At 65.3% G+C, this 7,333-nt stretch carries 9 protein-coding genes; 2 read left to right on the top strand and 7 right to left on the bottom strand.

Annotated elements, in window-relative coordinates; all coding sequences use genetic code 11:
* Both ACIBJG_RS38490 and ACIBJG_RS38485 read right to left on the bottom strand, forming a co-directional pair.
* On the bottom strand, window positions 1-305 hold a 305-nt coding region (locus ACIBJG_RS38490; RefSeq protein ID WP_399314969.1), incomplete at its 3' end, for a hypothetical protein.
* Between the two features lie 153 nt (window positions 306-458).
* Window positions 459-845, bottom strand: a complete 387-nt coding sequence (locus tag ACIBJG_RS38485; RefSeq protein WP_399314967.1) for a hypothetical protein — start codon at window positions 843-845, stop codon at window positions 459-461.
* Window positions 846-1,261: 416 nt separating this feature from the next.
* Here ACIBJG_RS38485 and ACIBJG_RS38480 point away from each other — a divergent pair, with 416 nt between their 5' ends.
* On the top strand, window positions 1,262-1,531 hold the full coding sequence (locus ACIBJG_RS38480; protein ID WP_399314965.1) for a GntR family transcriptional regulator: 270 nt from the start codon (window positions 1,262-1,264) through the stop codon (window positions 1,529-1,531).
* Window positions 1,532-2,514: 983 nt separating this feature from the next.
* Here ACIBJG_RS38480 and ACIBJG_RS38475 read toward each other — a convergent pair.
* The 3 genes from ACIBJG_RS38475 to ACIBJG_RS38465 all read right to left on the bottom strand — a co-directional run bounded on the left by ACIBJG_RS38475 (window position 2,515) and on the right by ACIBJG_RS38465 (window position 5,456).
* Window positions 2,515-3,099, bottom strand: a complete 585-nt coding sequence (locus ACIBJG_RS38475; RefSeq protein ID WP_399314962.1) for a suppressor of fused domain protein — start codon at window positions 3,097-3,099, stop codon at window positions 2,515-2,517.
* 587 nt (window positions 3,100-3,686) lie between these two features.
* On the bottom strand, window positions 3,687-4,262 hold the full coding sequence (locus tag ACIBJG_RS38470; protein ID WP_399314960.1) for a suppressor of fused domain protein: 576 nt from the start codon (window positions 4,260-4,262) through the stop codon (window positions 3,687-3,689).
* Between the two features lie 9 nt (window positions 4,263-4,271).
* On the bottom strand, window positions 4,272-5,456 hold the full coding sequence (locus tag ACIBJG_RS38465; protein ID WP_399314958.1) for a Hint domain-containing protein: 1,185 nt from the start codon (window positions 5,454-5,456) through the stop codon (window positions 4,272-4,274).
* Window positions 5,457-5,477: 21 nt separating this feature from the next.
* Here ACIBJG_RS38465 and ACIBJG_RS38460 point away from each other — a divergent pair, with 21 nt between their 5' ends.
* Entirely contained in the window at window positions 5,478-5,765 is a 288-nt protein-coding gene (locus tag ACIBJG_RS38460; RefSeq protein ID WP_399314956.1) for a hypothetical protein, read from the top strand.
* Between the two features lie 87 nt (window positions 5,766-5,852).
* On the opposite strand, the gene ACIBJG_RS38455 is transcribed toward ACIBJG_RS38460, so the two are convergent.
* Both ACIBJG_RS38455 and ACIBJG_RS38450 read right to left on the bottom strand, forming a co-directional pair.
* On the bottom strand, window positions 5,853-6,311 hold the full coding sequence (locus ACIBJG_RS38455; protein WP_399314954.1) for an SUKH-3 domain-containing protein: 459 nt from the start codon (window positions 6,309-6,311) through the stop codon (window positions 5,853-5,855).
* A partial coding sequence (locus tag ACIBJG_RS38450; protein WP_399314952.1) for a Hint domain-containing protein occupies window positions 6,308-7,333 on the bottom strand: 1,026 nt, incomplete at its 5' end. The genes ACIBJG_RS38450 and ACIBJG_RS38455, both read right to left, overlap by 4 nt.

Here is a 7,333-nt window from a genome sequence, read left to right as displayed (position 1 = left end):
TTGCCGGACGCGTCGTAGCCGTACTGCTCGGTCGCACTCCCGTTGTTCCAGGACGACAGGCGGTTCGCCCAGTCGTACGTGTACGTGTTCGTGGCAGCCCCGGCGACACCCGTCGTCGTCTTCGACGTCTCGTTGCCGTTGAGGTCGTAGCCGTACGTGAACGACGCCAGCGACTTGCCCGTCGGCGACGTCAGCCTGTCCGTCGTGAGCTGGCCCAGAGAGTCGTACGAGAAGTCACGCCGCCCCTTGCCCTGCCCGTACTCGACCGACGTCACATTCGACTCGGTGTCGTAGCCGTACGTCATCGACGTACCCGACGCACCATCCGCGACCGAATTCAGACGGCCGGTACCTCCTGGACGGCCTGCAGGCATCGCGTCGCACGGGCTGGCACGGGCCCGGAGCCACACCGAGAGGCAGCCTCGCTGGGCCGCCTCCCGGTGTGGGGCGGGGCAGGGTTACGCGTTCCGCGCTCCCGGCACGCGCCCCTCTCCCTCCCCCTCTTCGTCGTCACCGATGTCGCGGGCGGGCAAACGCAGGCCACGCGACTCGGCAACCCTCAGCACATCGCGCAGACACTCGGCGAGCCTGATCCCGGCATACCGCACCTCGACATGCGGGGACATCGGATCGTCCAGTACCTCCCACGCACAGCTCAGGACATCGACGCCTGCGGCCAGTTGCGCGACTTCCGCCTCGTCGGCCATCCGCGACAGACGGCTGCCCGGATCATCCGTCACCAGAAAACACGGCCTGCCCTCCGGGGACGGCCAGGGAAGCAGACGCGGCGTGGACAGCGAACCCTGTGCGGACGAAACGCCGGGAACCGGCGGGTACTCCCTCATACCGCCACCCCCGACACGCCGGCCACCCGCAGATCGACCGGACCCCTCATCCAGAACGGCTGCCGCGCGACGGGACGGTGCACGGTGAATGGGCAGACGTAGACCGCTCCGGGACGCGGCGCGGGCGACAAGTAGGCGGGGAAGGCACAGACAGGGGCGGGTGCGTAGGCCCGATGCCGCCCATTGCCAGGGCCGAACACCAGCCTCAACAGCCAGACGATGGTCCTGCGGATAAGGTCGTACACGTCGACGCTCCTTGTAAGCGTTGGCCATGCCCCGGGGCCCTGCCAGGCCGCCGGGGTCTCTGCTGCATCGACCATACCCCCGACTGCGTCCCCCTGCACCCCACCACGATCCACCGCTGCGGAACGCGTCCCACCTCTGCTCAACACGTCGGGGTGCGGCACCGTGAAGGGATGAGCGATCTCCCGCGCTACGAATACGTGAAACTCGCCGACGCCATCGCAGCCGACATCGCGTCCGGCAGACTGCCACGAGGCGCCGCGCTGCCCGGCGAGCGGGCCATGACCGAGCTGTACAGCGTGAGCATCGGAACCGTGCGCCGCGCCATCGCGGAACTGCGAAAGCGTGAACTCGTCGCCACCCTGCCCGCAAAGGGCACGTACGTCATCGGGGCGCCGGGACCAACCGACTGCTCGCCGGGAGAAGCCACAACCGGTGACTGAAACTCCCTTCCAAGCGCCCTGAGAACGCCCCGAAAGAGTCTCCCTCGCCTACTCTTCGCGGTCACGGACGACGCCCGCCCCTGCCACGCCACGGCCGTCAGTCGCGGAGGTCGGGCTCCGGGAGACAGCGCCCTTCAACGCCAACCGCGGTTCAGTGCAGTCTGGAACTCCCGGGCGGGGTCACCGCCCACTCCGCGTCATCTGGCAGATATCCGTGTCGGGGTCGGTCAGCCACCATGGCGCGCGGCCGACCGGAACAGCGCAGGGACGGGCAGGCCCTCCAGCAGGATCGAGGCCTGAGCGGGATGGATCCCTCGTCGGTCGGGCAGCTCCGTCGGGCCAGGGGTCTCCGGGGACGCCAAGGCTCACCGGGTCACGCTTGAGCTTGGCCCTGGCCCTGGCCACACGAGTGGCAATGCCGTGAACCTGCTCAGCCCTGGAAGCTGAGCTGTGGCGGGTGGGTGTAATCTGCGCGGCAGAGAAAGATATTCATGGAGCCCCAGCGGCCAACGGTGACGTGTGTGTTCGGTGAGGGAACGGTCCGGCGAGGAACGCACCAGGTCCACCGCGTCCCGCTTGAACTCTTCGGGGCAGGTCTTCCGCTTTGCCACCTTGGATCACTTCCCCCGGATGACGAAACATCCAGCGTCCAGGTTTCGGAATTTCGGGGGTCACTCCAGGAAGAATTGGCCCCACCTCAATGGACACTGGCCAGACACGAAACCTCCGGCGGGATCAATTGACTCCGTGGACCCAGCGTTCTGCGCTCTTCTCAGTTGGCGTCGCGGATCGAAAGCTACCCGGCCGACTCCCCTGGTTTCCGTTAGGGCTTTCCAGGATTTCGAGGACGGTCGATGCACCTCTTTGCCATAACTCCCACACCGAACGGCTTCATTACCACGGAATGAGCGAGTGCGGGAACCGATTTCTCGGTTCCCGCACTCGCTCATTCTACCATTCCGCAAGAATCCTCAGTTGAACCCTCAGGAAGCCGACAAGGACCCCACCACAGACTCGCGCCGCGGGTCCAAAAGGTTCACGCCGCGCTTCTCGAACCTTTCCTCCAGCTTCTGCATGCCGCGTCGCCGCAGGTAGGCGACCTCGCTGGCATGAACGGGCACCACCCAGAGGATGTCGACCTCCTGAGCGCCATCCCGAAACGTCCCGCACTCCGGAGGATATGCATAGAGAGGCGTGATGAGCAGATGTTCCGCCTCGCCACCCTCCATCCAGGGCCAGCCCAATTCCAACACCGACCCAACATCAGCCGCGCGACCAGCAGCCTGCCAATGCGCAAGCATGGTCAGAGTTTCAACATGCCGCGGGTATTCCACAGGTGAGAGCAAGGCGAACTCGTGAGAGTCTCCACCGATGATAGACGCCGCCAGAGACACGTAGACCCACGGCTCGGAATCATCACTTGGTGCGATACACCGCACTTGGAACCCGGGCACGAGTTCCTCGATGCCGCCCGCCTGCCACCTGGAATCAACATGCGCGCAGTGCGGCCACGAGGCGTGAAGATGTCTAGCAAGCGCCGATCGACGCCCTTCTTCAAGCGAATTCATGACTCACCCTCTCTTCATTCCGAAGGTATTTGCCAGTTTCGTCAAAACACCGGACAAACCACCCCCCTGTTTATTCTGGCAAGCGCGACACCGCGTCCCATCGATCCCGGACTTCGCATAGGCGCGCCGCTCGGCGTCGGTCATCTTCCATCCGTCGTGGAAGTAATAGTGAATACCGAGGGGCGGTTCGTGCTCCGGCACAGGCTGGGTCGGAGTGCCCGAGACTTGAACCTCACCGCAGCCAAGACACCGCGTACCTTCGCCGGCCACGCTTGCCGCCCGCCCAGCAGGCCCGCACCCCCACGACACCTGTCGCCCCGTCAGATTGCGAAGTGCGACTGGAGTACCAGCCCGGCGTCTTCCGGATCGGGATGGGCTTCGCCTCGGGAGTGGCGGGGCGCGGGTGGCGAGCATCTACGGCAAGGCGGGGCTCGTTCAGCCCTCCTGATTCACGGCTTGCGGGCTCACGACACGGCGCCCTGTGTCGTAGCTGCGACTGTCGCGTCGGCCCGGTTGGTGGCGTGCCGCCGTGCGAAGGGAGCACGGGCTGCCGGAATCCGGCAGCCCGTGCTCGCCTGACAGATGGATTACAGGCTCATCTGCGGTCGTTCAAGGTCGAACAGATCGAGATTCTGCTTCGTCAATTCGGCCTCGAAAGCCGGCCAGCCGTTCCTCTCCACGTACTCCGCCTCGGCCCCGTGAAGCGGCACCAGCCACACGACGGATACATGCGTCCCGTTTTCCAGCGTGACGGAGAAGAAGTCGTCGTCGAAGTAGACCGGCATGGCTGCATACAGCGCGGTCAAGGGACTACCCGGACGCAGCGACATCGGCAAGGACACGACATCCCCGCGAAGAATCGCTTTCCCGGTCGTCACCAAGCGCTCAGCCACCCACTCCAGCACTCCGGGAAACGGCCCGTACTCATCCCCGACGACGGGGTGATTACAACCGAGCAACTCCAGGTGCTGCGATTCCCCCGTCGCGGGAGAGACTAGGTGCGTCTGGTGCAGGGTGGTGGTGGCAAAGGACTGAACGCCATCGAAGACGCCGCCGGTGAAATATCCCACCTGCGCAGCACCTTCGGGGGCGCCATCCCTGACTGACCACGCGCCGACAAGCTGACCCAGACGTGATTCGAAATGGTCGATCAGAATAGCCATCTTCTCCGCTTACCCATCCTCTCTATTTCCTGCACCACGGTTGCATGGAACGCATTCGAGCCGCACATCCGTATTGTAATTGTTGATCACGTCGTCGCGAGACACACCGACCGGGAACTTCCGGTTCGACCAGCTCTCAGGGTAGTGACCGCCGTCCCAGTTTCCTCTGCGGTCCTCCCCCTTGGTGGGATCGCCGCCGACCACTCCGGCACAGTTCGGCCCCTGTCTGGGACAGACTCGCCCAGCGGTTCCGTCCGGAAGCTGACCCACCTTGGCGTCGTTCCACATCTTGGCCAGAACAGGGACCCGGAAGTTGGCACGACTGGTCGACTGGCCGGACTCATTAGTCCCCCGCAGCATGCCATCCGCGTGAGGCGTGCCCGCTGCGATGCGATCAGGGTTGGCGGCGAAGCGCCCCCGGTTGCGCCACTGGCCACTGGCATCTGCCGCAGCACCGCCGACGCCACACGCAGGCCCCTGTCCATCGTCATTGTGCACCAGCACCGCCGTGTCGCCCACGCCCACGTGGTACGTGTGCAGACCCTCGACGCTCAGGTCGTACGTGACGGCCCGCGCCGTGTACGCCTTGACGTCGAGCACCACGGTCGGCCGGCCCGACTCGTTCTGGAGTTTCTGGCCGGCCTTGAGGTCGGCGGCCTGGGTCCAGGCGTCCTTGGTGGACTCGTAGAACTGGTGGTGCTTGGTGGTCTGGATCGTCTTCGGGCCGGACTTCGTGGAGACGACGACGTCGACGAAATCACGGTCCGTCTTGGTGACGATGACCGCCTTGACCTTGTACTTCTCCTTCTTCTTCTTCCCGGGTTCGGCCGTCAGGACGTAGTCCCCGACCTTGATCTCGGAGATGGGCTTGGTCGTGGCGTTCGCCATCAGCACCCCGGTCAGACCGGTGAAGCTGTGAGGAACGCCGGTCCGGCAACCCGGAGAGGACGGCTGGCCGTCCGGCTCCTGCTTCGCCGTCGACTTACGGCCGAACCTGCCCGCCGCCGCGCCGAACACACCACCCGTTGCCGCGCCCACCGCCGAGGCCTTCGCCGCGCCGGAGACGCTGCAGCCCTCCTCGCTCGTCACGCAGGAGATGCCGTAGCCGACCACGCCTTCCGCAGCGCCGCCCGCAGCACCCATGACCGCGCCGTTCAGCGCCTTGCCGCCGACACCGGCGAGCAGACGGCCCACCGCGCCATCGACGGCCAGAAGGTGGTGGTCTCCCCGCCCGGCGTCGTCAACACATTCATCACCTCGGTGAACCTCACCACCGGCGAGCTCGACCCCAAGCCGCCCACGCCCTTCAAGGAGACCGTCAACCCCGCCCACACGGCTGCCGCGTACTCCCTGGACTACCGCGAACCGCAGGGCCTCGACGTCTACATCCCGGACCCGGACCATCCCGGCAGTTTCCGCACCGGCATGGGCTTCGCCTCAGGAGATGCAGGTTCACGCGTGGCGAGCATCTACGACAAGGCTGGGCTCGTTCAGCCCTCGTAACAGAGGACGCGCAACAGGGGCACGGGCCGTCGGAGAACCGACGGCCCGTGCCCCTGTCAAAGCGCCCCGGCGAAGGGCGCGTCTTGATCAGAAGAAGGTCTTGTCCCAGCTACTGGAGACAAACGCCTTCACTGCTTCTTCGAAACTGGCTCCGATGCGCTGCATGCCGGCGTCGCCAGCAAACACGATGCCACCGTTCTCCACCAATAGGACGTTCTCCTCGGTCTCCAAGGCGATCCCGATCGGAACTGCCTGCATGCCCAGCCGCCGGGAATAACTGCGCACATTCGGCGGATAGACATCCATGGCTTCCTCGAGGGTGATCGCGAGGACCATTTCCTCGCCCGTTCGGGGCGATGTCCAGCCGACCACGATCTCACCGTAGTTCTTCAGGAATTCCCTGAGATTCTCGGTGACCTCATATCCGGCTTCCGCGTATGCGGCGACAGCCACCTCGACATCCACCTCGCCGAATTCGACCCGCTCCACTCCGGCCAGCATGACCTTGAGAGATTCACGCTCGGGCCGCTCAGTCGCGCTACTCATCCCGTCAGAACCTCCCTGACAAATCCTGGCACCCATGTTGCACAGTTGGGGCACATCTTGAATTTCTTACCCTTCGGATTGACGGTCACGATATCCAGATTCGCCGGATCTGCGCCGTCGTTGACTGCGTTGGTGCACATGCGCGCCTCCGCGCACACCCCCGGGGGCCTGCCGTTCTCCAGCTGCGACTTCGCCGGAAGGGCGTCCATGACGGACTTGGCGTGCCCCGTCGCGGGCCCGCTGTCACCCGAATAGACCCTACCCGTGGTCCGGTCACGGCCCACGCTGAAGGCTCCGGGCAGCTCATCCTGCTCGCCGCGCTCGACACGTCGCTTCGCAGCGGCCACGTTCTGCTTGCCCAGGTTCATGAGCCCCTTCTTGATGACGTCGTCGGACACGTCGAGCGGGCAGGCCCCTCCCTCATCGTTCTGGTTGTGCACCAACACCGCGGTGTCACCGGCGCCCACGTGGTACGTGTGCAGACCCTCGACGCTCAGGTCGTACGTGACGCGCTGCGCTGTGTACGCCTTGACGTCGAGCACCACGGTCGGGCGGCCTGACTCGTTCTGGAGTTTCTGGCCGGCCTTGAGGTCGGCGGCCTGGGTCCAGGCGTCCTTGGTGGACTCGTAGAACTGGTGGTGCTTGGTGGTCTGGATCGTCTTCGGGCCCGACTTCGTGGAGACGACAACGTCCACGAACTCGCGGTCCGTCTTGGTGACGATGACCGCCTTGACCTTGTGCTTCTCCTTCTTCTTCTTTCCGGGTTCGGCCGTCAGGACGTAGTCCCCGACCTTGATCTCGGAGATGGGCTTGGTCGTGGCGTTCGCCAGCACCACCAAGGTGGCGCCGGTGAAGCTGTGCGGGGTGCAGCCCTTGCGGCCGAACTTGCTCGCCGCCGCGCCGAACACGCCACCGGTCACCGCGCCGACCGCCGAGGCCTTCGCCGCGCCGGAGACGCTGCAGCCCTCCTCGCTGGTCACGCAGGAGATGCCGTAGCCGACCGCGCCTTCCGCAGCGCCACC

The organism is Streptomyces sp. NPDC050422, from assembly GCF_044458665.1.
GTDB lineage: Bacteria > Actinomycetota > Actinomycetes > Streptomycetales > Streptomycetaceae > Streptomyces.
Note: the sequence above shows the minus strand (reverse complement) of the source record. Positions and strands in the feature narration are given on the sequence as shown.